Origin of the sequence: Streptomyces sp. NBC_01217 (assembly GCF_035994185.1) — a bacterium.
Lineage (GTDB): Bacteria > Actinomycetota > Actinomycetes > Streptomycetales > Streptomycetaceae > Streptomyces.
In genome coordinates this window covers 4,461,480-4,485,115 of sequence record NZ_CP108538.1, presented here as the reverse complement: position 1 = coordinate 4,485,115, position 23,636 = coordinate 4,461,480, and the positions used below count along the sequence as shown (strand labels likewise).

The 23,636-nt window shown below is 66.2% G+C and carries 21 protein-coding genes and 1 pseudogene; 10 read left to right on the top strand and 12 right to left on the bottom strand.

Translation table 11 applies throughout. The annotated features are described in order from the left end of the window. Positions 1-15: 15 nt before the first annotated feature. From OG507_RS19730 to OG507_RS19710, 5 genes are all read right to left on the bottom strand, one after another. The gene (locus tag OG507_RS19730; RefSeq protein WP_327368516.1) at positions 16-879 is read right to left on the bottom strand and encodes a hypothetical protein; all 864 of its coding nucleotides are present in this window, start codon (positions 877-879) and stop codon (positions 16-18) included. Then, positions 879-1,238 (bottom strand): hypothetical protein, encoded by a 360-nt coding sequence (locus tag OG507_RS19725; RefSeq protein ID WP_327368515.1) that lies wholly within the window; start codon positions 1,236-1,238, stop codon positions 879-881. The genes OG507_RS19730 and OG507_RS19725 overlap by 1 nt, the downstream gene beginning before the upstream one ends. A 61-nt stretch (positions 1,239-1,299) precedes the next feature. After that, positions 1,300-1,881 (bottom strand): WhiB family transcriptional regulator, encoded by a 582-nt coding sequence (locus OG507_RS19720; protein ID WP_327368514.1) that lies wholly within the window; start codon positions 1,879-1,881, stop codon positions 1,300-1,302. A 56-nt stretch (positions 1,882-1,937) separates the two neighbouring features. Then, complete coding sequence (locus tag OG507_RS19715) at positions 1,938-2,312, bottom strand: hypothetical protein (protein WP_327368513.1); 375 nt, start codon at positions 2,310-2,312, stop codon at positions 1,938-1,940. Further along, positions 2,312-2,626 carry a transcriptional regulator gene (locus tag OG507_RS19710; protein ID WP_327368512.1) on the bottom strand — a complete coding sequence of 105 codons (315 nt, stop codon included), beginning with the start codon at positions 2,624-2,626 and terminating at the stop codon, positions 2,312-2,314. The genes OG507_RS19715 and OG507_RS19710 overlap by 1 nt, the downstream gene beginning before the upstream one ends. Positions 2,627-3,000: 374 nt before the next feature. Between OG507_RS19710 and OG507_RS19705 the strand changes: the two genes are divergently transcribed. The 6 genes and pseudogenes from OG507_RS19705 (at position 3,001) to OG507_RS19680 (ending at position 10,193) form a co-directional block, all read left to right on the top strand. Next, a complete protein-coding gene (locus OG507_RS19705; RefSeq protein ID WP_327368511.1) occupies positions 3,001-3,837 on the top strand; it encodes a helix-turn-helix transcriptional regulator in 837 nt (278 codons plus the stop codon). 118 nt (positions 3,838-3,955) lie between these two features. Further along, positions 3,956-5,136 (top strand): IS3 family transposase gene (locus tag OG507_RS19700; protein ID WP_327368510.1). Its coding sequence is split into 2 segments (ribosomal slippage): positions 3,956-4,220 and positions 4,220-5,136, totalling 1,182 coding nucleotides; the frame shifts between segments, so codons are not numbered across the junction. Position 5,137: 1 nt separating this feature from the next. After that, positions 5,138-6,026 (top strand): annotated as a pseudogene (locus OG507_RS19695) (IS5 family transposase). A gap of 561 nt (positions 6,027-6,587) precedes the next feature. Continuing rightward, positions 6,588-7,562, top strand: a complete 975-nt coding sequence (locus OG507_RS19690) for a serine/threonine protein kinase (RefSeq protein WP_327368509.1) — start codon at positions 6,588-6,590, stop codon at positions 7,560-7,562. 40 nt (positions 7,563-7,602) lie between these two features. Then, on the top strand, positions 7,603-8,181 hold the full coding sequence (locus tag OG507_RS19685; RefSeq protein WP_327368508.1) for an ABC-three component system middle component 2: 579 nt from the start codon (positions 7,603-7,605) through the stop codon (positions 8,179-8,181). 5 nt (positions 8,182-8,186) lie between these two features. After that, positions 8,187-10,193 carry a DNA recombination protein RecN gene (locus OG507_RS19680; protein WP_327368507.1) on the top strand — a complete coding sequence of 669 codons (2,007 nt, stop codon included), beginning with the start codon at positions 8,187-8,189 and terminating at the stop codon, positions 10,191-10,193. Between the two features lie 275 nt (positions 10,194-10,468). Here OG507_RS19680 and OG507_RS19675 read toward each other — a convergent pair whose 3' ends face one another. From OG507_RS19675 to OG507_RS19660, 4 genes are all read right to left on the bottom strand, one after another. Then, complete coding sequence (locus OG507_RS19675; protein WP_327368506.1) at positions 10,469-11,023, bottom strand: hypothetical protein; 555 nt, start codon at positions 11,021-11,023, stop codon at positions 10,469-10,471. A 247-nt stretch (positions 11,024-11,270) separates the two neighbouring features. Further along, positions 11,271-12,458: an amidohydrolase family protein gene (locus tag OG507_RS19670; RefSeq protein ID WP_327368505.1), complete on the bottom strand. Its 1,188-nt coding sequence runs from the start codon at positions 12,456-12,458 to the stop codon at positions 11,271-11,273. A 23-nt stretch (positions 12,459-12,481) separates the two neighbouring features. Then, positions 12,482-13,597 carry an MAB_1171c family putative transporter gene (locus OG507_RS19665; protein WP_327368504.1) on the bottom strand — a complete coding sequence of 372 codons (1,116 nt, stop codon included), beginning with the start codon at positions 13,595-13,597 and terminating at the stop codon, positions 12,482-12,484. A gap of 3 nt (positions 13,598-13,600) precedes the next feature. Next, positions 13,601-14,179, bottom strand: coding sequence for a hypothetical protein (locus tag OG507_RS19660; protein ID WP_327368503.1), 579 nt, complete (start codon positions 14,177-14,179; stop codon positions 13,601-13,603). Positions 14,180-14,856: 677 nt separating this feature from the next. Here OG507_RS19660 and OG507_RS19655 point away from each other — a divergent pair. Then, entirely contained in the window at positions 14,857-15,294 is a 438-nt protein-coding gene (locus OG507_RS19655; protein ID WP_327368502.1) for a pyridoxamine 5'-phosphate oxidase family protein, read from the top strand. 103 nt (positions 15,295-15,397) lie between these two features. Continuing rightward, complete coding sequence (locus OG507_RS19650) at positions 15,398-17,227, top strand: SUMF1/EgtB/PvdO family nonheme iron enzyme (RefSeq protein ID WP_327368501.1); 1,830 nt, start codon at positions 15,398-15,400, stop codon at positions 17,225-17,227. Here OG507_RS19650 and OG507_RS19645 read toward each other — a convergent pair. Beyond that, positions 17,222-17,650: an NUDIX hydrolase gene (locus OG507_RS19645; protein ID WP_327368500.1), complete on the bottom strand. Its 429-nt coding sequence runs from the start codon at positions 17,648-17,650 to the stop codon at positions 17,222-17,224. The genes OG507_RS19650 and OG507_RS19645 overlap by 6 nt on opposite strands. A 44-nt stretch (positions 17,651-17,694) precedes the next feature. On the opposite strand from OG507_RS19645, the gene OG507_RS19640 reads away from it, so the two are divergent. Beyond that, positions 17,695-18,558 carry an NTP transferase domain-containing protein gene (locus OG507_RS19640; RefSeq protein ID WP_327368499.1) on the top strand — a complete coding sequence of 288 codons (864 nt, stop codon included), beginning with the start codon at positions 17,695-17,697 and terminating at the stop codon, positions 18,556-18,558. A gap of 459 nt (positions 18,559-19,017) precedes the next feature. Then, entirely contained in the window at positions 19,018-19,269 is a 252-nt protein-coding gene (locus OG507_RS19635) for a hypothetical protein (protein ID WP_327368498.1), read from the top strand. Positions 19,270-19,494: 225 nt separating this feature from the next. Here the strand turns inward: OG507_RS19635 and OG507_RS19630 are convergent, their stop codons facing one another. Both OG507_RS19630 and OG507_RS19625 read right to left on the bottom strand, forming a co-directional pair. Next, positions 19,495-21,894, bottom strand: coding sequence for a 2OG-Fe(II) oxygenase (locus OG507_RS19630; RefSeq protein ID WP_327368497.1), 2,400 nt, complete (start codon positions 21,892-21,894; stop codon positions 19,495-19,497). A gap of 230 nt (positions 21,895-22,124) precedes the next feature. Further along, on the bottom strand, positions 22,125-22,676 hold the full coding sequence (locus OG507_RS19625) for a Uma2 family endonuclease (protein WP_327372031.1): 552 nt from the start codon (positions 22,674-22,676) through the stop codon (positions 22,125-22,127). Positions 22,677-23,636: the final 960 nt, after the last annotated feature.

The following is a 23,636-nucleotide window of genomic DNA, read 5'->3' as shown; positions in this document are numbered from 1 at the left end:
CCGGCTCTGCCATGATCAAAATCCGTTCTGGTAAGCGCTGGGGGCGGCGGTGTTCTGAAAGGGAATCCAGCCTCCGGACTGCCGACGCAACGGCACGACATTCCCCGGGGAGGCTGCTGCGGGAGCGTGCGAGGGCAGATCAGCCCAGATACGCAGCAGATAGCGGGCGGACTGTGGCGGGCGGTCGGCGTTCCATCGCCGCGCCACCATCTCGACCAGCCGTTCATTTCCCCAACGTGCTGCGAGAGCTGTTACCCGATCCCATTCCGATTCGGTCAGTCGCCAGCCGACGAGCATTCCAGCGCTCGTTATGGCTGTTACCAGGTCCTTGGCTCCGTCCGGAACCTTCACCGAGTCCTGCTTGACGGTGCTGTTCTCTCGGTGCGACCTCAGCAAGATAGCTTGCTCTTTGGTGGTGGTAATACTCCCTACGGGAGTATTACCACCACGCACGCGCGAGGAAGAAACTTCCGAATCTGCGTGATGAAACTTCCTACTTCCGGCTTCCGTAGCGGGGTTCTGGGAAGCAACTTCATGGACCTTCCGTCCCACAACTGACTCATCAGGGCGGGAAGTAGGAATTTCCTTCCCGGGACTGGTGCTTTCCTCCACGGCCCCGTTGCACAGCAGGATGGAGTAGGCATTCGGGTTGGAAGCACCCCCTCCCCGCTCGTGGCTCAGTTCTCCGAGCTTCGCCAGCTCTCCGAGGCACTTTGATATCGAACGGGGCGTAAGGCGGGTAAGCGTCGATATCTCGTCCAGGGTCAGCGTCGCCTTGCCGTCGTCGTCCGCCTCACGGGCCAGCGCCAGCATGACGAGGCGTGAGCCCCGGCACGACTTTGACTGTGACCAGACCAGTTCGGTCGCTATGCCGCTCATCAGCGCTCACCGCAGCCTATGAATATGCGACGGCTGAGGGAAAGGCCAAAAGACTGGTCGTCTTCCGGGACGTAGCCGTTTTGATGCGGCTCCGGGGTGAGATACAGCGTTTCGGTAGGGAGGTAGAAATCGTGGGCGCGACGCCAGTCGGCTGCCCTGCCGAAACCGCGCCTGACCATTCGCGCCACTTCCTCTTCGGTCCTGCGGTCGATGAGCATGCGGTAAAAATCCGATTCGAAGAGGTGGGTAACAGACCGACTTACGGGAAAGACCCGTACGAGCACGGCCGTAGGTGCAATTTCTCGGATCTCAGCACCGATGTTCGTACGGCGAAATCCGGAGGGGTTGTTCTGAAGCATGGGAGAACTCCCGTGAACGCAGGGTCCGCCGTGCGGAAGAATCGCTTCTTCGGGAGCGGAGTCAGGCGGCTACGACGCGGAGCGGGGGCGTGCCCTGCTCGGCCTGAGATTTTCGGTAGCGACGGGCGAGTTTCAGCAGATACTCGTGCGTCACGCCAAGCCCGCGGGCGACGGCGGCAGCGTCCAGTGAGGGATCAGTGGCGAAGTGCGCAATCACCGCGTCCCGGGCGGGCTTTGTCAGAGGTGAGGTGCACCCTCTAAGCGCGCCTTCTACGGCTTTCTCGGTGTCCCGGTCTTGCCAAGCACGCCGCAACTCTGAGCGCTCCGAAGCCAGAAGACCGCCCCGAATGCCGTACTCGTCGTCATCCTTGAGGGATTCCACCAGGCACCGGGCAGCGACGGCCACTGGGCATGACGCGCAGAAATTGCGAGGACGATTGAGGGAGATTCCCAACTTGGCCTTTACCAAGTCGGGGTCTTCCCGTGGGCCGTCTGCGAGAGGGACGAACATGTTGATGTCCTGGTTAGCGCATCGGGCAGATTCGGCCCAGTGCTTACCCGGAGCTCTCTTCGACTCCTCCAGGAGGGGCAGCCAGTTTCCCTGGTGCACAGCCTTGATAAGGCTGGATATGTCAGTGCTCATTTGTGTCTCGCGATGTTCGCAGCGCCGCGAATTGTTCCATCGGGCGCGAGAGGAGATCAGGAACGCTTACGAGAGCGCTTGGACGGCTGAAGCACCATCAGTGCCGACTCGTCATCCCTCTGGGTCCTTGCGTCAGGGCTGACGAAGTGCATATCGGAAATCGCGTGGAGGTCGTCCTCCGTGAACTGCACGAATTTCCCGAACTTCCGGTGCGGGAGCGTCGATATACGCTCACGAAGCCACTTTTCGGGAATGTTCAACCGTTCAGCAGCTTCGCTGTACCCGATGTGCAGACGCTTGTCGCGGGACTCCGTAGCCTGACTGCCCAACAAGGCGTCCAGGCCGCCGGCCTGAGCCAAGAGACCGACCATGGCCGCGAGTCCCTGCAAGTCCACGGCCGGGCCCGCGTTCGCCGGTGCCACGGCCGCCATCACGCCTCCAGCCCGCGCAGTTCGGCGGTCCGCAGGTCGAAGGCATGCCCGCCGGAGGCCGCCCATCCGGCCTGGGGGAACGAGCGAATGATCCACCGGGCGATGGTGAGCGCCTTCGCCCGAGGGACACGAAGGGTTCGTCCACGGGCGTTCACGGCGGTCAGCCCGAGGTGGGGCCACAGGGTCCGAGGCCCCTGAAGGCGAACTTGTACGACAGCGGCTTCCGGCAGCATGGACGACAGTTGCGCCGCCAGCCGTTCGGCCGGGCTCGAAGGGATCTCCACCTTCGGGTTGCAGCCCGTAGTAGGGGACATGCGACACTCCTTTATGTGGTACGCCGCTCCGTCGTGCCGTGCGAAAGGACACGGAGTGGCCGTGCGAGTGACCAGCGCCCTTGTCGGGGGTCGCGGATCACGAGCTGTCTGGCGTCCGAGAGGTGCGAACTCTCGGACGCCGATGGCGTTTTGAGGGAAGGGACCGCGCCCGAGTGATGCGCGGTAGCCCCTCTCCACCAAGTCGGTCCACGATGGGAACCGCAGGTGTGCGAAGGCTGAGAGGGGTGCGAACCCCCTCGTTTTTCGCTAAGATGAAGCTATCTTGGTTCGCATCAAAAGTCAACAGTCCGAGGATTCCTCGGATCACCCAAAAACGAGGTCCGATGCCAGCTCGCCGTTTCGACAGAGAACGTGTGCGTGCGGTACGTCGAGCCGCCGACGTCTCGCAGGCCGACGTGGCGTCCGCCCTCGGTGCTGCGGACTCGACCGTGGCGGGGTGGGAGTCGGGAGCGACGACACCCGATCAAGAGAAGTTGCCTGCTCTCGCCAGGGTGCTGAACCGGGATCTGGGCGACCTGTTCCCGCGCGACGGCTTGCCCGATCTGACCGACCTACGGTGCGACGCCGGCCTCTACCGGTACGAGACGCGGGCGGTCATCGGAACTAAGAGCGATGGGCCGGTGGCTGGAGCTGAGCAGGGCGTCCGACGACTCAAGGACCGGTACGTCCCTCTCCTGGCGGCTGCATATGGGGTGACCGAGGACGAGCTGAAGCGCGCCCAGGACCGGTCTTTCGGAGAGGCTGACGAGGACGCCGCCGAGGCCGAGAAGGTGCCGGAGACGCTGGCTGAGAAGATCACTCTCCTGCTGGAGCGCTCCTACCCGGGCAGAACCGCTCCGGGGGATCAGGAGATCGCGGACTCGGTGAACGCCTACGCGGGCTCCCAGGTCACATCGGCCGAGGACATCGAGGCCCTGCGGACGGGTGGAGACGACGCACCGGTGCCCGTGGTCCTCGAAGGTCTGGCCAACTTCTTCGACGTCTCCAAGCTGTACTTCGAGCCGAACGAGTCCGTCGCCCGGCAGGTCTACGAAGGACTCCGCCTCATGTCGGCGGCCAAGCAGGGCAAGGTGGGCCGAGTCCGGGCCCGCGGAATGAGCGCCGAGGGCCTGCCGGCCGATGTCCTCTCGATCCTGAACGACCTCGCCAGCGAGCTGGACAAGAAGGCCGGTCCAAGCACCAACAACTAGGCCGTGTATCGAAAGTGGATCTTGGGTTCTGAATGATCATGGTTCATGGGTTGAGGGGCCACGAAGTTTCCGGACAGGCACCCAATAGGGTTGTCCTGAACAAGGAAACGAGGAAGAAGTGGCGCCACCCAGTAAGTACTCGCCGGAGTTCCGCGAGGAAGCCGTCCAGATCGCGTTGAGGTCAAGCAAGACGATCTCCGAAGTCGCCCGGGAGCTTGAGCTGAACTCGGAGACGCTACGCGGCTGGGTGAAGAAGCACCAGAAACAGCAGGAACCGGCCCCCGATGCGGAACTGACGGTGAACGAGCGGGCGCGTCTGAAGGAACTCGAACGACGCAACCGCGAGCTGGAGATGGAAGTTAGCTTCCTGAAAAAAGCCGCAGCGTACTTCGCGAAGGATCCCCGGTAGCAAGCAAGTACGAGTTCATCGACGAGATGCGGCTCGGCACCGAGAAGTACGCATACAGCGTCGAGTTCATGTGCGGCCGACTCGGCGTCTCCAGATCCGGCTACTACGACTGGCGATCCCGCCCGGAATCCGCCACAGCTCAGCGGCGCGAAGAACTGAAATTGCTCATCGAGAAAGCCTTCGACATGTCCGGCAGCACCTACGGGCACCGGCGCATCCAGGCCCAGCTGCACCGCTGGGGCGTCACCGCGGGCGTGGAGCTGGTCCGCCGCCTCATGCGCGAACTGGCCCTGGTGCCCTGCCTGCCACGGCCAAAGAGGTTCAACCTCACTCAGGCTGTGGCCGGCCAGGTGCCGGACCTCGTCGGCCGCGACTTCACCGCGGATGCGCCCGGCGAGAAGCTCGTCGGTGACATTACTTATATCGCGACCGGGGAAGGCTGGCTGTACCTCGCAACGGTCATCGACTGCTGCACGAAGGAAGTCATCGGTTACGCGATGGACGACCACTACCAAACCCCACTGATATCCAGGGCGATCCGTAACGCGGCACGGAATAGGAACCTCTCGGCCGGCGCGATATTTCACTCGGATCGCGGAAGTAACTACATGTCAGCCGAGTTCGGGAGGACGCTGGACGGCTTCGGGCTCCGCAGATCTGCCGGCCGCACCGGGATCTGTTTCGACAACGCCATGGCCGAATCATTCTTCGGCACCCTGAAGAACGAGCGCGTATCAAGAGTGACTTACCTGACCCGCGAGGCCGCCCGGCAGGACATCACTCGCTACATCGAATTCTGGTACAATCGCAAACGCCTCCACTCGGCGGTGGGTTATCGCCCTCCGCGCGAAGTCCACGCCGAGTACGAGAAGTTGCGAATCGCCGCGTGAAATAAACGGTCAGAAGCCTGTCCGGGAAACGCGAGGCCCCTCAGGTCGGGGAGATCTCACGGACGAGCAGTGGGCAGCGCTGGAGCCGTTGTTGCCGAAGGGGACGAAAGCGGGGCGGCCGCCCGTCTGGCCTCGGCGGCGGCTGATCGACGGCATACGGTTTCGAGTCCGGACCGGTGTTCCCTGGCGGGATGCGCCCATCGAGTACGGGCCGTAGGGCCGGGTCTACGATCTGTCTCGCCGGTGGCAGCGGGACGGCACCTGGCAGCGGCTCCTGACCCGGCTCCAGTCCCAGGCCGACGCGAAGGGTGCGATCGTGTGGGATCTGAGCGTCGACTCCACTGTCTGCCGCGCCCATCAGCATGCGGCCGGGGCTCGTAAGCAGGATGATCTGCAGAAGGAACCACCCGGCGGTGTGTTCACTGAGCCTCGTGATCACGGGCTGGGACGGTCGCGCGGCGGGTTCATCACCAAGCTGCATCTGGCCGTTGAGCAGGGTCAGAAACCAATGTCGATCGTGGTAACGGCAGGGCAACGTGGAGACTCGCCGCAGTTCGAACCGGTGCTGGAGAAGGTCCGCGTGCCCCGCCTCGGGCCGGGCCGGCCACGCGTTCGCCCCGACCGCCTCCCGCAAGAACCGCGCTTACCTGCGCCGCCGCGGGATCTGCTGCACCATCCCGGACAAGGCCGACCAGGCGCGCAATCGCCAGAAGTTGGGCTCTCGCGGTGGTCGGCCGCCGTGCTTCGACCCGCTCGATTACCGCGAGCGCCATGCGGTCGAGTGCGGGATCAATCGACTGAAACGTAATCGCGCTGTGTCCACCAGATACGAGCTCGCCGTCCGGTATGAGGCGACCGTGCTGGTCGCGGCCCTCAACGAGTGGCTGTGACCCACCGAAGAGAGACTTGCAAGACGGGCACGGACGGGAACACTCGATCGCTCTGGCGCCCGTGCCACAAGCTCAAGACTCGTGCGAGGACTTCGGGTCCGCTGGTGCCCAGCCTGGACAGCGGCCCGCAGATCGCCCTGCCCGGACAGCGGCAGCCGGGGAGGCGCCGGTGGCCGGGTGACGGCCCGTACGCCGAGGGGCGGCCCCGGCCGGGATGGCTGGGACCGGCGTCACGACGTACATCACCGGAACACGCCTGCACGGGCCGGCCGCAGTCCGGCTGCCGCACCCAACGGCGGCGTTTGACCACTGCACGACTACGGACGGATGGTGCGGGAGAGCGCGAGAGGGCTGCAGCCCTCTCGCCAAGACGACCTGCACGCCTGGACCGTGGCCCGCAGGTTTCGCGCGATTGCCGTGCTGCGCGGTGGACCGTATTTGAGATGCCGGTGCGTTCCACTTCTTGATCAGACGAGTGGCCGTTGGATAGGCTCCACCGATACGGTGTGTGACGCTCGGGGAACGTCCTGTGTGCAGCCACCGGCGCAGGGGGGGTGGGCTGTGCCTGACTCGATAGCCGTGCCGACGGGTGTCCAGCCAATCAGCTTCGATGTGCACGCAGTCCGCGGGGGAAGCCCCGGCGGAGCCCGCGACGACTTCGAAACGATGATCGCTCAGCTTGCCGCCGCGACTACCCCAAACGTACGGTCCGTCGCTGCCAACCCGGGCGACTGGGGTATCGACGCCTTCGCCGGAAACCTCGGCGGAGCGATCACAGTGTGGCAGTCCAAGTACTTCATGCCGGCCACCACCAAGAAGCACGTACAACAGGTCAAAGACTCGCTCGACAACGTGCTGAAGGCAGCCGTCAAGAACGGCCACACCATCGCCAGCTGGATTCTGTGCATCCCCTCCAGCATGGACGGCCCCATGACGGCATGGTGGGACACGTGGACGAAGGCGAGGGAGAAGGAACACAGCCTCGTCATCCAGCTCTGGGACGAGACCGCCCTCCGGAAGAAGCTGCTTAGCCCCGAGGGCGACGACGTGCGTCGCGGCTTCTACGAGACGTACGCTCAGGCCGCCCCCGGCCCCGTGGAGCAGCTTCGGCTGGTACTCGAAGTCGAGGACGACAAGGCAGCCGCCCTTGGCTCCGCCTTGTTCATTCGGCAGATGACCGAAGCCGGCCACGTGGAGCTGGACTCGGCCAAGAGGCAGTTCTTCAATGCCGATCTGGTGGCTCGCGAGATCGCGCACAAGGATGTTCCGGCGGAGGTGGCGGCGCTCAGTTCCGCCGATGCGACGCTCCACGGTCTATGGGAGATGCAGTTCAACGAATGCGCGGCCGAGGACGCGCTTCGGGTTCTCCACACCCGTGTCTGGCGGGATGTACGCAACGAGCACGACAAACTGCCGAAGTCGCTCCGCCTGGAGCTGGTGCACAGCTGGGGGCTGGTCCACCGGCTCGTGGACAACCGCAAGGCGGGCTGGGTCAAACACTGGCGGCAGATCGCCGCCGAGCACTCCGACGGCTGACCGCCGTCGCCTGTCCTGTCAGACCTACGAGGAGTTCGCTGTGGAAGCACACCGGCCGGTGATGATGCCGGAGGACGAGGTGACCTTCCGGCTGGCGCAGCTGCTGCTTCTTCTCGACGCTGTCGCCGGACACGACGCGAAGGGGGCGAGCCTGGAGCGCATCGGCTACTACGACTTCCTGTCGGCGAATCCCTTCCTCGTCGTCGATTCCGACGGCCGGGAGGGCAATATGCTCAGGCTGGCCGGGTTCGATCCGCAGGTGCTCTCGTACGCGTCCTCCTCGCAGCGCTTCACCAGTCGACGCGAGCGCATCCAGCACGACCTCGGACTGCTCGTGGCTTACGGGTGTTGCGAGGTCCACAACCGCAACGGCGCCTTCGCCTATTCGATCAGCAACCGCGGTCGGGAACTCGGGGCTCGCTTCACCGCCACCTACGCCGCGTCGTTCACCACTGCGGCGTCCATCGTCGTGCGTCGCCTCCGCAAGCTCAGCGACAAGGCGCTGCGGGAACAGACCGCACGGTGGCTGCGGCCGGATGGAGAGGGCGGGCCCGGTGCCGCGCTCCTCAGCGTGCTGGGTCCGGGACCGCAGGCACCTGACATGCCCTGGGAGGGATGACCACCATGCAGCCTCTGCCTGGCATCCGGATCCGGCGCCTGCGCCTTGCTGGCGTCAGCCGGAACTATGACGTCGATTTCACGCAGGACCAGCGGGTTCGGGACCTGTCCGTGGTGGCCGGGGCATTCAGCTCGGGCAAGACCGCGGTGTTGGAGTTCATCGCCTACGGCCTCGGTGGGAAGCGCCATCCACGGCATCCTGAGGTGCTGCGGAAGGTCCGTTCCTGCCTTCTGGAAGTCGAGCTGTCCGGCGAACCGCACGTCATCGAGCGGCCCGTCGGGGAGCCGTCGAAGGTCGCCTACGTACGCCGGGGGACGCTGGACAGCCCGCCGCTCTCCAAGCCTGAGAGCAGGACCATCGAGCCGGCGGGAGCGCCCGAGAGCCTCTCCGCTCTGCTGCTGGGGCACTGCAAGCTCGAAGGCGTCCAGCTGCGGGAGGCCCCCTCCAGCCGTGAGTCCCGGACCGACCCCCTGAGCATCCGCGACCTCATGAACCTCGCGTTCCTGCCCAACGAGCGCATCGCCTCCAAGAACTTCCTGTTCGAGAACGAGTACATGAAGAAGCACAAGCTGAAGCAGGTGGTCGACGTCGTCTTCGGCGTTCACGACGACCGCGCCGTCGAGCTTGGGCAACGCATCAAGGAACTGGGCGCCCGACTCACCCAGGCACGCTCCGAACTCGCCGCAGCACGGGCGTTCGTCGACGAGCAGGACGTTCCCACGGTCGGCGCGCTGATCGCTGACCAATACGAAGGCGAGCTGCGGGAGCTGACCGAGCAGCTACGGGCCCTCGACGAGGCAGCGCAAGCCGGCACTACCTTCGCCGGGCGTCTGCGCCGCGAGCACCAGCAAGCTGCCCAGCGCGCCCGGCGAGCCGCCGGCGTGGTACGTGACTGCGAGACGCAACTCACCCGGATGATGCCGCTGCGGGCGCAGTACGCGGACGACCTCGTCAAGCTCAATATGCTGGCCGAAGCGCAGCGCCTGTTCGACCCCCTCAGCGTCACGACCTGCCCGGCGTGCCTGAATCGGCTGCCCGCTCCCCCGTCGGTGGAGAACGGCTCGTGCAGTCTGTGCAGCCACGAGCTGCCCCACGGCGACGGGCACCTGACGCTCGGCACCGCCACAGCCGAGCACTCGTCGGATGAAGGGCGGCTGGATGTCGCGGCCGAGGTCAGGGCCACCAAGGCCCGTCTGAAGGAGATCACTGCCTACGTTGAGGGCCTGGACAGCTCGCTCGCCACGTTGAAGCTCCAGGCAGAAGACGCCGCCATCGACGAAGAACGTGCCGCGGCCGCGGTCGACGAAGCCACTTCGCCCACCGTCACCCCGTTCCTCGCCGCTCGCGACAACCTCCAGCGCCGGCGCGAGGAAGTCCTCCGTCATCTCCAGCACGCCGAGAACGCGACGAAGCTTCAGGCTGGCCTGGAGAAGCGCGCCGCGCTCGTGGAGCGGCAGGAGGCACAGATCGAACGCCTGCGGGAGGAACGCGACCGGCTGGGAGATGCCGCACAGGACCGGGACCTGGTCGTCGGCCGAATCAGCGGCCGGTACAGCGAACTCCTGCGGCAGTGGCGCTACCCGAAACTCAGCCAGCCGATAATCGACACGAACCTGGTTCCTCACGTACGCGGCGACTCCTACCGCGAGGCATCATCCGGCGCCCGAACACTCCTGACCCTGGCCTGGCAGCTGGCCGTCTTCGAAGTGGCCGTCGAAACATCGGCCGCCCACCCAGGCTTCCTCATGATCGACAGCCCGCAGAAGAACCTGGGCCACGGCGCCACCCGGGACGCGGTAATCGCAGACGCGATCGCCATCGACGACTTCTACCGCCACCTGACCAGTTGGCTGGCTGAACAGGGGGCCGGTGCCCAGGTGATCATCGTCGACAACAGTCCGCCCGTGCTCGTGGAAGAGAACGTCGTGGTCCGGTACAGCCGCAACGAGGACCGGCCCCCCTACGGGCTGATCGACGACGAGACCACTACAGACGAAGGCAGCCCCGAATAACCTCCTCACCCCGCCTAGGCCATTCACCCGCCCGCCCCTGCGTCTGCCGCGGCGTTGGCGATCGGCCGCCAGCGGTCTCAGGGCGCGCCCGCGCGCCCTGGTGGTGTTGTGGTCGTTATGGCTGTGGATCGCCGGGTTCACCGGCGCTGACGGTCAGGAGCCGGAAGATCAGGTTACTGAGCCCTTTCAGCTGCCACTCGACGATCCCAAGGTCTGCTTTCGATACACGGCCTAGTGCCGCATCAGGCGACGTTCGCCCTGGACTTTGGTGATCGTCAGGGCGTATGGATGAGCGGGGTCAACTGCACGCCGAGCTGATGTTCTGGCTCGGCGTGCGGGACACCGTCCGCGCCAAGGAACAGGTAGAAGTACTGCGTCGTCAACGGCCTCGACGGCGAGGTCTCGCCCGCAGTGGAGCCGCTCAGGGCCCCAGCAGAGTAGAAGTGCGGCAGCCACTTGGGGCCCACGATCGCTTCCACCCAGGCCCGCGCCTCCCCTGGGTCAACTGCCTGGCGAGTGCCGAGCTGCTTGTGCCGCGCGGCGACCGACAGTGTCAGCACAGCCCCTTCCCGGCCAGGACGGTCCAGGAGTACGGCCTGGTCGATGATGTCCCCGACGATAGTGAGGACAGCATGCCGGTCGGTCACCGAGCGCACCGGTCCGAAACGGTGCGGCACCGTCTTTCCCTTCGCCCGCAACTGCTCCAGCACGGTTGTGGGCAGTACGGAGGCCAGGCCGCTATCGGCCGGCTCCGTAGAGAACAGGTTCCGGCGAAAGTGCCGCAGCTCTTCCTCCTGCTTACGCAACACAGTACGAATATCCGCACACATGCCGCCTACGGTACAAGCTGTCCTAATGCGCATCGAACCACCCGGATGTTCCTCTACCGGCACCGGCCATGCCAACCGCGAGGAGCGGACAGCATGATCCGCCGCTGCATCGCTTGGCGAGACCGCCATGCGACCGGCTGAGGACTTCAGCTGGCCGGCGACAGGGGCGAACGTTCCGTGATGCGGCGCTGGTGCCCTGTTCCCCGGACCCGCGAGGGTCAGGAAACAGGGCACCAGGGTGAGGTTCTTACTGTCCCGTGCTGTTCGGTTCGTGGCGCAGACCGGAGGCGAACACGGTTTGGACTCCGCTCAGTGCGGAGAGATCCGCAAGCGGGTCACCGTCCACCAGGAGGAGATCCGCTCGGAAGCCGGGAGCGACCTTCCCTGTGATCTCGCCCAGGCCCAGGGCAGCAGCCGCTTGCGACGTCGCCATGTCGATGATCGAGGCGTTCGACAGCCCCAGGTGCGAGTAGAACGACAGGGCCTGAGCAAGCCCGTCGAAGCCGGCACGCTGCACGCCTGCATCTGTCCCCGCGATCAGGCGGACTCCGGCGTCGGCCATCTGCCGCACCAGGTCGAACATCGCGTTGGCGCGCTCCTCGCCGAAGAAGCGCGGGAGCATCTGCCAGTGCGGGCTTACGGCCGGGCAGACGGTGATGTCCTTCGCGATGATCTGCTGAACCACGTCGGGCCGGAAGTCCAGGCCATCGCTCGACATCCAAGTGCAGTGCTCGATGGTGTCGACGCCGGCCTCTACGGCTGAGGCGATGCCGTCGGCACCGTGCGCATGGGCCGCGACAGGCACGCCCGCTTTGTGGGCTTCCTCCACAAGGGCGGCCAGTTCCTCCGGCGTGAACTGCGACTGGTGGCTCCTGGGGCCGTCCTTCGTGAGGCCGCCACCGGTGACCATCGCCTTGATGACGCCTGCCCCGGCCGCGAGGTTGCGCCGTACGAGCTCGCGGATCTCGGTCTCGCCGGAGACTTCGCCGCCGAGGAAGTGGCAGTGTCCGCCCACGGTGGTCGCCGGGGTGCCCGCGGAGACGATCCTCGGTCCTGGTGTACGCCGATCGCTGATTTCCGCAGCCAGACGAAGCGCCAGTCCGCCGCGGTCACCGAGATCGCGGACGGTGGTGACACCACTGCGCAGGAGCTGTTCGCTGCGCCGCCGCATGTCCTCGAACAGGGCTTCATCCGTCGAGCCCTGGAGGGTGGACACCGGATCAGGCCCGCCATCGAAGGCCAGGTGAACGTGAGCGTCGATGAGCCCCGGCAGCACGGTTCCGCCGAACTCGAATCGAGGCGCGTCGGCCCCGGCCCGCTCCTCGATCTCCTTGCGCGGCCCGACGGCAGAGATCGAGTCGCCCTCGATGAGAACGGCACCGTCTTCCAGGTAGGTCCCCGACTCGACGAGCACTCGTCCACCGGTAATCAGCATCGTGACTCCTTGATCTTGCGAGGTCATGCGGCTGCGCGCAGTTCGTCGGATACCGCAATCAGTTGTTTCACATCCGACTCGCGGTCGCTCCCCAGCGCCATCGCGAGCGGGACCGCGCGGCGGGGCGCAGGCACCCCCTTCTCGATCCGAGTGGAGGCCCGGCGAAGCCGGGCGGCGAGCTCGGCGGAGTCGATGTTGAGGACTGTGCTGTCGTCACCCTCGTCCAGCAGGTACGGGCTGATGTCCACCAGGCCGTCGCGGCACTCCACGATGCGGCGGTGGTAGCGCCGGTGCACGCCACGGGCCCGCCATCGGTCCAGTGCAGCAGAGGATGCCGGCCTCAGCACGTTGTCCGGATACGCCTCCGCCAGCAACTCCCACAGAGGCGAGAGGCGACGGTGATCACGCCGGTGTTGAAGCCAGAGTCGTAGGGAGGAAATTCGCGCTCGGGCTCCGGAGTAGGTGACACCCGCGGCGAACAGCAGGATTGATGCGACCAAGAGGAAGGCCACGGCCGCCATAAGGGGATGTGGCACGTCCACGTCTGCTGAGCGAACGGCGACGATGACGGCTCGAATCGCGCACGCTACGGCCATCGCTCCCAGACCGACGGCGGTCATCCAGAGCCCGGTGGAGTGCGGGCGTCGGGACATGCGGGCGTATCGGCGGGTCCACCGAAACGTCATGCCGAGGGCATACATGAGGTAGAGGCCAGCGCCGCCGTAGAAGAAGGCGATCTGGGGAATCGTCATGTCGGCTGTGCTGAAGCTGCCGGCGAAGACCTCGTGTGGCACCGACTCCGCAGCCACGGTAATCGCGACTGCGACGACCCCGACGAGCATGGCTTCCCTGCGTGCCTGCCGACGCCCCGCTTCTTCGTCAGCGGCGGAGTAGAGGTAGAAGCACATGAGGAAGTAGACCGTCAGGAGCAACAGCACGTTCTGGATCAGCTTCGCCGTCCCGTGGCCGGCGACGGTGTCGACTCCGGACGCGCCGCCGGGCATCGCTACGGGGTACGAGAGCGCAGCGCAGAGCAGGCAGAGGGTGACCGAGCGAAGAGGTGCGTCATGCGGGCTTCGCTTCCACTGGTAGAGCTTCCAGACCAGTGCGGCCAGGAGCCCCAAGAGCAGGAGTTCCACGAGTTACAGCCATCCTCGCCGGTCGCCAAGAGCCGCCTCGACCCGGCGCAGGGCAGGATCATCAGCCGGAGGAGTGGAGCTTGCGAGCAGGGCCGACCACTCCAGGATGATCGTCGCCGCGAGTTCGACGGAGCACTCCTCGCCGTCGTCGTACGAGCAACGCTGGGCAACACGCTTGATCGCCTCGGTCCCGAAGACCGGCAACAGGGTGGCCCACCCCTCCACGTCGACGGCCGCCGCGTCTTCATCAGGAGCGGTATCCGGCGTATCCGTCTCCACCTTGCGGGCGGAGTCCTCGGCTGCCTTCTCGTTCTCCGCCACGAGGATGTGTCCGACCTCGTGCAGGATGATCCCATCCTGGTGCAGCTCGGTCGTCTCCTGCTGGTACAGAATCACGTCGTAGGTGTCGTACTCCGCCCACATGCCCGAGGGGCCGGGCTTGGGCAGCGGAGCTGCACGCAGAAACAGCGGGCGCCCGCGCCGCCGGCTCAGCTTCTCGCAAAGGTCGTGAACGTCGAGTGGGGGAGTTACCCCGAGGTCTTGCAGCTCCCGCCGAATCAGGCGGTGCAGATCCTTCTCCACCGTCCGGGCCGTGGCTGCACGCCAGCGCCCAAGGCGACGGCGGTTGACTCCGTCCTGAGCGGGAACCTTGGGCTCCGACGTGTCTCGACCACTCTTATCCGACCACACTGAGTAATCCCTCCAACCGGCTCTGATGGCTCCCCCGAGCCGGGCGACACCGCGCCCATGTCGATGACGTCCGGTTCCCGGCGCCGGAAACGACCGCAGTCGGCTGCGCCTGCGCCCCACTAAACCCCCTCGCAGGGAGAGGGATGCCAGGACAACCAGGGCCTCCCGTCTACTCGGATATCACGTACGCGAACACGCACCGACGCCCGAGCGGGGCTGCCCCGTGGAGCTCCCGGGAACCTCTTTGGACAGTACGTGACGCTTCCGACAGGGCATGGCCTAAAAAGCATGATCGATTCGTGTAGAAACCAGGTAACTTCGGCCGGTCAAAGCGACGTAAATCAACCTTGTTCAATCTCGTGCGAGGCTCTGAGCTGGAGGTTTATGGTATGGCGTGAACGGATCAACTTTTGCGAGTCGATGTGCGACTCCGTTATCAACCTGAGACTTTAAGTGGAGCGGGCACTCTCGCAAACGCCCGCGAAGTGGACAAAATGGCTGATCGGAGGGGGTGTGGCGGCGGTCACTCTGGGGCAGTTCGGGCAGCTGAAGCGTTTACGCTTTCAGCCATGTCGAACGCGATATCCACCCAGCCGGACAGTTACCTGGAGTTCTGGAGTGAGTACCATCTGTGCACGCTGACCACGCTGCGACCCAATGGGCGACCGCATGTCGTGCCCGTCGGTGTGACGGTGGATGTCGCCGCCGGAGTGGCCAGAGTTATCACCCGCAAATCGAGTCGTAAAGTGGCCAACATTCTCGCGGGTGGGGGCGAATCCCGCGTGGCCCTGTGCCAGGTCGACGGAGGCCGGTGGGCCACGCTCGAAGGGGTGGCGGAGGTGTGCACCGACGAGGCTGCGGTCGAAGACGCGGTTGCCCGTTACGGAAAGCGATATGGCCGTACGCCGGCCCCGGACCCTGAGCGGGTCGTCATCCTGGTCTCGGTCGAACGGGCACTGGGCCAGACCTTGGGCGCCCGACCCCAGGCAGCCCAGGCCGCTGCGTAGCGTCAAGCGACCCACGGCATAGGCATATGCAGACCCTGAGCGTTACTCAGCCCTGAGTTTTCCTCAGGGGTGGATGACCGAAGTGGCTCTACGTTTGCGGGTCATGACAACAAGTCACGAACAGACGGACCCCGGCGCGGCACCCTTACCGCCCGCGAAGCCGCACCCCGCGTTGAGCGCGGCTCTGCCCGACGGCACTATCCGTAGCATCGTCGTGCGTCTGGCCGCCCACCTCAACGAGCAGGACGGAAGGCCGGCGTCGCCACCCGCGCTGGCCCTCGGCATCTTCGAGAGGGTCGGATCGAACTGGCTGTCCGACTCATTGCGCGGGGCAATGCCGCAGCACAACGAGCCTTTCCGCCAGCAGCTCGGTCGCGAACACCCGTTGTCGCCTGGTAACCGCGTGCCGCCGAGTCTTCAGGGGACCGGACTCAGCGGCTTGGGCTGGCACCATCTCCTGTGCGCGCTCAGCGACCTGCACGGGCAACCCCGGCACTTGGTCAAGGAGACGAATCTCTTCTTCGCCACGGACACCGTTCTGGGCATGCTGCCTGAATCGCCGGCCGTCGTCCTGACCCGGGCACCCATCGGGATCGCTTCCTCGTTCGCCCGAGGTCGGCTCTGGGACCGATGGCGCTACGGCGACCGCTACGCGCAGGTTGCCGCGACGGCCCGCGCACCCAGGTGGCGTACGGTCTTCGCCCCGCTCCTTCCGCAGGACGATCCCGATCCGGCCACCGCTTTGGGGCGGCTGATCGTCGTGAACGCACTGCTGCTCGCCCGCGCCCTCTTCGACGGAGACGAGCCGTTCCGCCGTCCCCGCCTGGTCATCCCGTACGAACAGCACGTCAGCGATCCCGGACGTACGGAAGTGGGCCTCACCCAGTTCCTCGGTATCGGAATGCCGGGACCGGCCGAGGAGTCGCCTAACGTCGCTGCTGGCACTACGACTGCGACGGACACCACCTTCGCCACCACCGGACGCAAGGACACCTTGGTCGCCGAATTGGCCTCCGGTGTGGTGGACCTCGTCAGCGCTGCGGTAGAGAAGACTCTCGCCCAGGCCCGCCAACAGCTCGACCCCGAAGTGACCGAGACCGTCACCCAGTGGCTCGCAGGTGACGATCAGTACGAGGTGCACGAACCCGTGCTCCGGCCCAGCCGCCGCGTCCGTCCCCAACCTGATCCCCAGCGGATGGCCAAACCGGCCTACAGGCCAGTAGGGCAGGCCCAGTGGCGCAATCTGCTGGTCACCAACGCGGAAATGGCCGAGCTGCTGACCATGCTGCACGCGGGCGGGGCAGTGAACTCCCGGCTCGGTACCAATCTCCTGGTGTGCCCGATGCCCCACGAACGTGGTGGACGACTCCACCACGACCCGGCCAATCGGCGCTGGGAGGTCAGCCGCGGATACGAGTCCCATCCCGCGTACTGGGTCACGTGGATCGGGGCGGCAGTCGCGGCCGCATGGTTCGGAGCGCGGTTGCCCAGCCGAGCCGAAGCCTTGGCCGCCACGAAGGGAGCGCGGGCGTACAACAGCGGCTACGTCGTGGGTGACAGCTGTCCTGTGGTGGAACCCCCCGGCCTTGGCGATCGGGAGATTCACCACTTGATCGGCAACGTTCAGATTTGGTGTGGCGATGGCCCCGCGCTGCCTGAATCGCAGCCCATACAGCGGTACTTGTTCGGTGCGGCCTGGAACACTCCGAGCACCGAGGATGCGGTGTCGGCTGTCCGCTCGCGCTACTTGCTGGGCTCCTCGCGAGGCGTTGGGATTCGCTTGGTACGCGACCTCCACACCACCGATGCCGCTCGGCTCGGAGCTTGGGAGCTGGCGCACCTGCTCAATCAGTGGGTCGACTCCGTCAACGAGTCCGCCCGGACCACGCCAGGCGGACTCGACCGGCTGCTGATCAGTTCGCTGGGCTCATAGGCCGATTGCGGACTTCGGCCCCATGTATGAACCCGCGCCCGGGAACCCGTCCCGGCAGAGCTTCACGAACACGTCACTGAAGCCTCGGTCGGGCAGGTCGTCCAGCGCCACGAACTCGACGCCTCGGATCGGCCGCGTGTCCGCACCCTCCTTGACCGCTCCGATCTCTCCGCCCACGATGCGGGCCTCGAAGGTGATGTGAACGACGTGAGCACTTGTGTTGTCGCACAGGTACAGCAGCCGGCCCACTTCAACCACGGCGCCGGTCTCCTCCTTCATTTCTCTGATCAGCGCCTCTTCCAGAGCCTCGCCGTCCTCGACCTTGCCGCCGGGCAGGGACCAGGTCCTGGGGCCGTCGGTGTCCTGGTTGAGCACCAGGATCTTGTCGTCCTCGATGACGATGCCCGTCACACGTGTATGCATCCGCCGACGCTATCGCTCGGGGGACCGGCCCGAAGGGGACACCGATGAATCTGCCGACAGCCTCTGCGGTGCCCCCTGTGGTGATCGCCGCAGGCGGACTGGGCACTCGGGTGGGTAGCTGGTCGCCGTACCTGCCCAAGGAGCTGCGGCCGGTTTGTGGTCGGCCGGGTTTGGCGCACATCGTGGATGAAGCCGCCGCCCTCGGCAGTGCCCACGCTGTAGTGGTCCACCACCCCTACTACACGCCGCTGATCGACTGGACCCGCCAGGTCCTCGCCCCCGGAGCCTTGGCCCACTACCAGACGCTCACCAACCAGCCTCCAGCCCAGCCGTCGGCAGCTGACTGCCTTCAAGTCGACTTCATCGCCCAGCACGGCAGGTACGCCGACATCACATCCGTGCTGAACGGCGCCGAACACCTGCGCACGGGGGATCTCTACGTGGTCTTCGCTGACAACGTTGATCCCACGCACGCGGCACTGTCCACGCTCGCCGAAGCGACGCCTCTGGATACTCCTGCGGTGCTAGCCGCACCATTCAACGTGGACGAGGCGAGCAACCACGGAGTGATCGTCTGCACGGGCGAGGGGTCGGTACAGAGGATGGTGGGGCTGATCGAGAAACCCGACCGTGAGCAGGCGGGCCTACTGGTGGCTGAGCGCGGCATCACCAACCTCCGACTCCTCCAAGGGCGGATGCGAGTGACGCCGCGACTGCTGCGCTACCTCGCCGTTGCCGCGGGGAAGGCGGCCTGCGAGCCGAAACTCTCTCTGGCACTGGCCTCCTACGCGCAATCCCATCGCGTCGAAGTGGTCACCAGCACGCAGTCCTTCACGGACCTCGGCCTGCCGAATACGGAAGGAGTCGTTGACGACGCGATTCAGACGTCAATGCCTGCTTTGGGCTAGTCCGGCTCCGTGACCGTCGGGTGCACGCACGCTGTTTGCGCGTTTGCCGGACGCGGGCGGCTGAAAGCCTACAATTCTGGGGTTGAGAGGTGCATCCGAGTTGCAGCCGCAACGGGTTTTGAGGGTGTGCCCATCAGTGGGCACATCGAGTCGGGGCAGCGGGATCGAGCAGGATGGAGCGGGACGGAAACGGGTCGGAAAGTCCGATTCTCTCGCAAAGGCTTGGTAAAACCGCAGGTTGGAGCGTCGTCCGTTTCGGGTTCGAATCTCCTAGGCTCCACATCGCTGGACCCCTCTGATCTGCGGAAACGCAGTCAGGGGGGTGTTTTTGTCCCGATTTTCCGTGCTGACGTGTCAGCGCGGTGATGCTGACGTGAGACTCGTGGGCCCAGTGTTTTCAAAGGTTGTTCCGCTGCTGGCTCTCCTGGCGGATCTCCTGGGTGTCATGGGGTGGGGGGTATGGCAAGGGAGCGGTCCAGGCTCATCGAACACGTCGGGCAGCTGGAGGTCCTCCACACCCTTGACCTCGACTACGCGGGGACGTACGGCGTGATGCTGCTGCACCGGGAAGGTGTACCGGTGGGGATCGCGGCCTCGGTTCACGCAGCGCGGAGTCTGTTGCTCGACCCGGAGAGTGATGCGCTGGTGGCAACGGTCGCCCCGGATGCGTACGAGGGGGCTGGGGTGCGGGTCTTCGACCTCAACCGCTGACCGGGGCAGCCGACGAGTACACCTCGGCCGTGCCCAATCGGTTCGGTGAGGAGACCGGGTTCGTCCTGGCCGGGGTGGCGATGACGGTGCGCACCGAAGTCGAGCAGGTCCGCTGGGGCGGGTGCGCGAGGCTTCAGGCGACGCCGTAGCCCTGGGCGGCGGTGACCGCGCCCCGGGTGCGGGCGGCCTCTTTCAGGTGTGCCGACTGCGGGTTCCGGCGATCTTTCAGCCGCGTGGCTGGGGCCATTTCTCCCGGAGCCAGGCCAGATCGGTTTCGGCGCGGGCGCGGGCCGTCCGCTCGCGGGTGAACACCGCGTCCGTCTTGGTCAGGACCAGGGTGTAGGGGCGTCCCTGGCGCCGGGTGGTGTGAGAAACGGGCAGGCCGGCCAGGTCGATACGGCTGTGGATGTGCTGGCGCTTGTCCTTCGCGAGCGGCCACTCCATGACCCGGGGGGTGCGGGAGGTGAGGAAGGCGTCCAGGTCGGGGCAGAGGTCGCAGCCGGAGCGGCAGGTACCGGCCGGGGCGAGGGACCAGTCGTCCGCAGCTCGTACGGGGAGGGCGACGGCTGCGGTCAGCCGGGCCTGACAGTGGTCGGCGAGCGACTGGAAGGCGCCGCCCGCGGGGGTGTCATCGCGTGCGGCGGCCGGGTGGCGTGCCGCGGCGCGCAGGGCCGGGAGCAGGCATTCCAGGGCGGTGTCCGGCAGCCCGCGCAGGGTGGTGGTGATCGTGTCGGCGGTCCGGGGGCCAGCTGCTTGCACGATGTGGGCGAGTGTGGTGCCGAGCCGCTCCATGGCCGGGCGGCGTTCCGGCTCCCGGCCTACGCCCAGCAAGCTGGTGAGCTGCTCCTCGATCGCTTGCCAGGCCCCTTCGGCCAGCGGTGTGGCCACCGCCTCCCCGCCACCGTCAGCGCTCCGCAGAGCGGCACATAGGCCGGGTAGGGATTCGAGCCATGCCGCGCGGTCGGCCCCGGTGTAGGCGCCGGTCGGGCCGAACCAGCTGGCGACGGTCTCGCGTGCCCACGTCTGTCCGTACCGTGCGGCCGCTTGTGCGAGGTCGGGGGCGTGGTCCTCGCTCAAGGTCTCCACCCCGAACGGCGCGAGGAGCATCACGGCGGTGTCCGCCTCCCCGACACCCACCGCGACGCTCAGGGCGGCGGCGAAGAGCGGGGCGGCGGGCGGGCCCGAACCGTGGTGCTTCCAGATCGGGGCGAGCGACCGGGCAAGCGTACGTGCGAGCTCCAACTGGCCGGTGTCCAGGTGGCTCTGGAGCTCGCGCAGGGCTCCCTCAGAGCCCGCTTCGGCGCGTGCTTCGAACGAACGCCGGCGGGGCCAGAGCACCACTGCGGCCCGCCTGTACCAGCGGTCCAGGGTGTTGCCGTAGTTGCCCATGTAGCCCTCGTACTCGGACTGGTAGGGCGTGAGGTCCTTGTTCTCGGTGGTGGCGCACACCTCGGCGTACGGGACGGGCAGGGAGATCTGCTCACCGCCGGTGCCGTCGGGGCGGGTCCACCAGCCGAGGGTGATCTCGTCGTCGATCAGGTCGTTGAGTTCGTAGTCGGAGAAGTCTCCGCTGCGGCGGCGCTCGGCTCCGGGCTCGCCGTCGGGGTCGAGGAGGCAGTCACCCTCGCATTCCTCGTCCTCGCAGCCGTCGAAGTGCTCGGTCTCGCCGTAGTAGTCGTAACGGTCGTGGGGCGGTACGGCGTCCCACGTCTCCTTCACCTCCGCCAGCGCGAGGACCGCTTCGCAGTCTGCCTGCCCGGCGGCCTGGCGGAGCAGGACGGCGCGGGTGGCGTCGACGCCCTTGAGGCGGTCCCAGTCCAATCCGCGCTGGGTGTACTCGTGGTCGAGGAGGTAGACGAGCCGGTTGGGCCGCGTGGCCTTGGTACGGACGTAGCCGTAGCGGTCCTCGGCAGGCTGGGCGAAGTGCTCGCTCAGGCAGTGGGCCAGGTCGACCACCGGCCCGCTGCCTGCCGCGTCGGCCGGCCGGACGGGCTCGGCGAGAAGGTTCATGGTGAGGGTGATGCGGTACCCGGAGTTGACGGGCTTGACCTCGTGACGGCAGTCCGCGTAGAAGGCGGCGAAGGTTAGCCGCTCCCGGGACGCCTGGTACGTGACGCTGCGGCCAGCGTGTTCGACAACGAGTTCGCCGCCGGTGTGGTGCGAGGGCAGCGAGACGACGAGGCTGCCCACCATGGAGTCGTCCTTCTCGGAGTCCTGGTGCGGCAGGAAGAACTGCCCCTTGCCGTAGACGAGCAGCGCGTGCGGTTCGGCGCGCAGGACGGTGGTGGGCGGCAGGCCGAGCGCGGTACGAACCCCGTCGAGGACACCGCTCAGCGTGCGGTCCCAGTCGGGGCCGCCCAGGGTGAACCGGTCCGCAGTGATCTCCCAGGTGTCACGCACGCCGGTGTCGGCCAGGGTCTGCTCACCGCGGCCGAAGCGGGCCTGCCGGGCCTGGGCGATCAGCTTCTTGGTGACCGGGGCGCGCAACGGCAGGGGCAGCTTGCCGACACCGTCGACCTCTATGCGCAGCGCCCGAGCGGGCATCTCGATGCGAGTACTGAAGTCCCCGTGCCGCTCCGAGCCGTCGAGCAGCTCTGCGAGTCGCTTCCGTGCCTCTTGCCCCATGGTGCATCCGTCTCCCTGCTCGGCGGCGTGCCGTTCCGGCCGTCCCGAAAACCCTAGTGCTACAGGGAGGCCCTACACATGGTCGACAGGATGATCTTGACATTCGGGGAGTACGTGGGTAGGGGGCGAGATCGACGTGGACCGCGTGATGGGGATGACAGCACTGCCTGTTCCCCGGCAAATTGCCTGCCCCCGCCAAGGTGCGGCGGCGGGCCGAGCGGCTTGAACGGTCAGCGGACCCAGTTCTTGAGCGGTTCGGTGTCGAGGGCGAAGCCGAGCGGGGCGGGAAGTTCGACGGTGCGGCCGAAGGGGCGGCGCAGCAGGCTGGCGTAGGTGTCGCCGTCGGGTTCGCTGTAGACGAGGGTTTCGCAGGTGTCGCGGTCGATCAGCAGGTAGACGGGGATGCCGGTCTGGGCGTACGCGGCCGGCTTCTCCTCGCGGTCACGCTTGTCGGTGTCGCTGTCGTACGAGGTGACCTCGACGACCATTACGACCTGCCCGGGGTCAGCCCACTCGCCTTGTCCGGCGAAGCTGCCTTCAGGGGCGAGAGCACCGTCCGGTTTGGCGTTGCCTTTGCGGTAGCGCTCGATGCGCAGGCCGCGTTCGGGGTAGAGCCACAGGTCGGGCTGGTGCTGCATGCAGTGTTTCATCAGCCAGCGGATGATCTCGTCGTGGTCGCCGTCGGGCACCGCTTTGACTCCCAGCCTGCCGTGGATGAACTCCATCCGGACGCCTTCACGCTCGGCGGCGGCAGCGATGCGCTCGAACTCCTCGGCCAGCATCTGTGGCCGGTCCTCAGTGATGGTCACCACACACCTCCCGCGCCCAGTGTAGGCAGCGCAGGGCGGAAGGGGGACGGCGTCGATGATCTGGCTTCGGCTCACCGTGTTCTTGGCGAGCTACACGGGCGGGTGGCTGTGGCGACTGTGGGGGCATTCAGAGCAAACTGCTCTTTGCTCTGCTCTACAGTGCCGTGAGCAGGCGCTTTCGTAGGTGTCGTTCACGAAATGCAAACGTCGTTGAGCCCGTGCTGACATGTCAGCACGGCACCGGGATCGAGGGGGATCGAGCCGGACCGAGGAGGATGAAAACAGGCGCGTTTGTCCAGATTTTCCGTGGTGACGTGTCAGCACGGTGGTGCTGACGAGCAGCTTGAGAAGCCCGAGTTTCCGGGGCTCGGGCTGCATTGGTCTCCCCTGCTGATCCCCTAGGCCCGGCAAGAGGGATGGCGTGCGGGTTCGCGTTTCCTACTCGTTTGACACAATGGGGCCATGTCCGAGACGACGTACAGCATCGGTGAGGGGCCGGCGACCCGGGTCGGCCTTTCTCTGCCTGAATTCGTTCGGGGTGGGCGGGCTGGCTGGGATCGCGACGGGGAGCCCGGCGCCGATCAGCGTACGTCGAAGTGCCCGACGCTACGATGCGGGCGCCGTGCTGACACAACTGTGGGCTCTCTGGAGTCATCACGCTGATTTGCATGGGCACGCGCGATGCGGTTGCCGCGTGAACCCCAGAATCAGGGGAGTTTGGGTGTCGCTGGCGAGCCATGATTCGTGACTGCAACGGCTCGCTGGTCCGTGCTGACGCGTCAGCACGGGTGCCGGATCGAGGGGGGATCGAGCCGGACGCAGGAGGATGGAAACGGGGTTGTTTGTCCGCTTTCCCTGGCGTTTCCGCAGGCCAGGAAGGTATCAATTTCGAGTTCGAATCTCCTAGGCCCCACATCGCTGGACCCCTCTGAA

Excerpts from the sequence above, each read along its gene's own strand:
- OG507_RS19640 (WP_327368499.1), top strand. The coding sequence starts at position 17,695 with ATGAATCTGCCGACAGCCTCTGCGGTGCCCCCTGTGGTGATCGCCGCA.
- OG507_RS19675 (WP_327368506.1), bottom strand. The coding sequence starts at position 11,023 with ATGTGTGCGGATATTCGTACTGTGTTGCGTAAGCAGGAGGAAGAGCTG.
- OG507_RS19680 (WP_327368507.1), top strand. The coding sequence starts at position 8,187 with ATGCAGCCTCTGCCTGGCATCCGGATCCGGCGCCTGCGCCTTGCTGGC.
- OG507_RS19725 (WP_327368515.1), bottom strand. The coding sequence starts at position 1,238 with ATGCTTCAGAACAACCCCTCCGGATTTCGCCGTACGAACATCGGTGCT.
- OG507_RS19650 (WP_327368501.1), top strand. The coding sequence starts at position 15,398 with ATGACAACAAGTCACGAACAGACGGACCCCGGCGCGGCACCCTTACCG.
- OG507_RS19635 (WP_327368498.1), top strand. The coding sequence starts at position 19,018 with ATGGCAAGGGAGCGGTCCAGGCTCATCGAACACGTCGGGCAGCTGGAG.
- OG507_RS19720 (WP_327368514.1), bottom strand. The coding sequence starts at position 1,881 with ATGAGCACTGACATATCCAGCCTTATCAAGGCTGTGCACCAGGGAAAC.
- OG507_RS19710 (WP_327368512.1), bottom strand. The coding sequence starts at position 2,626 with ATGTCCCCTACTACGGGCTGCAACCCGAAGGTGGAGATCCCTTCGAGC.
- OG507_RS19715 (WP_327368513.1), bottom strand. The coding sequence starts at position 2,312 with ATGGCGGCCGTGGCACCGGCGAACGCGGGCCCGGCCGTGGACTTGCAG.
- OG507_RS19630 (WP_327368497.1), bottom strand. The coding sequence starts at position 21,894 with ATGGGGCAAGAGGCACGGAAGCGACTCGCAGAGCTGCTCGACGGCTCG.
- OG507_RS19670 (WP_327368505.1), bottom strand. The coding sequence starts at position 12,458 with ATGCTGATTACCGGTGGACGAGTGCTCGTCGAGTCGGGGACCTACCTG.
- OG507_RS19730 (WP_327368516.1), bottom strand. The coding sequence starts at position 879 with ATGAGCGGCATAGCGACCGAACTGGTCTGGTCACAGTCAAAGTCGTGC.
- OG507_RS19645 (WP_327368500.1), bottom strand. The coding sequence starts at position 17,650 with ATGCATACACGTGTGACGGGCATCGTCATCGAGGACGACAAGATCCTG.
- OG507_RS19655 (WP_327368502.1), top strand. The coding sequence starts at position 14,857 with ATGTCGAACGCGATATCCACCCAGCCGGACAGTTACCTGGAGTTCTGG.
- OG507_RS19625 (WP_327372031.1), bottom strand. The coding sequence starts at position 22,676 with ATGCTGGCCGAGGAGTTCGAGCGCATCGCTGCCGCCGCCGAGCGTGAA.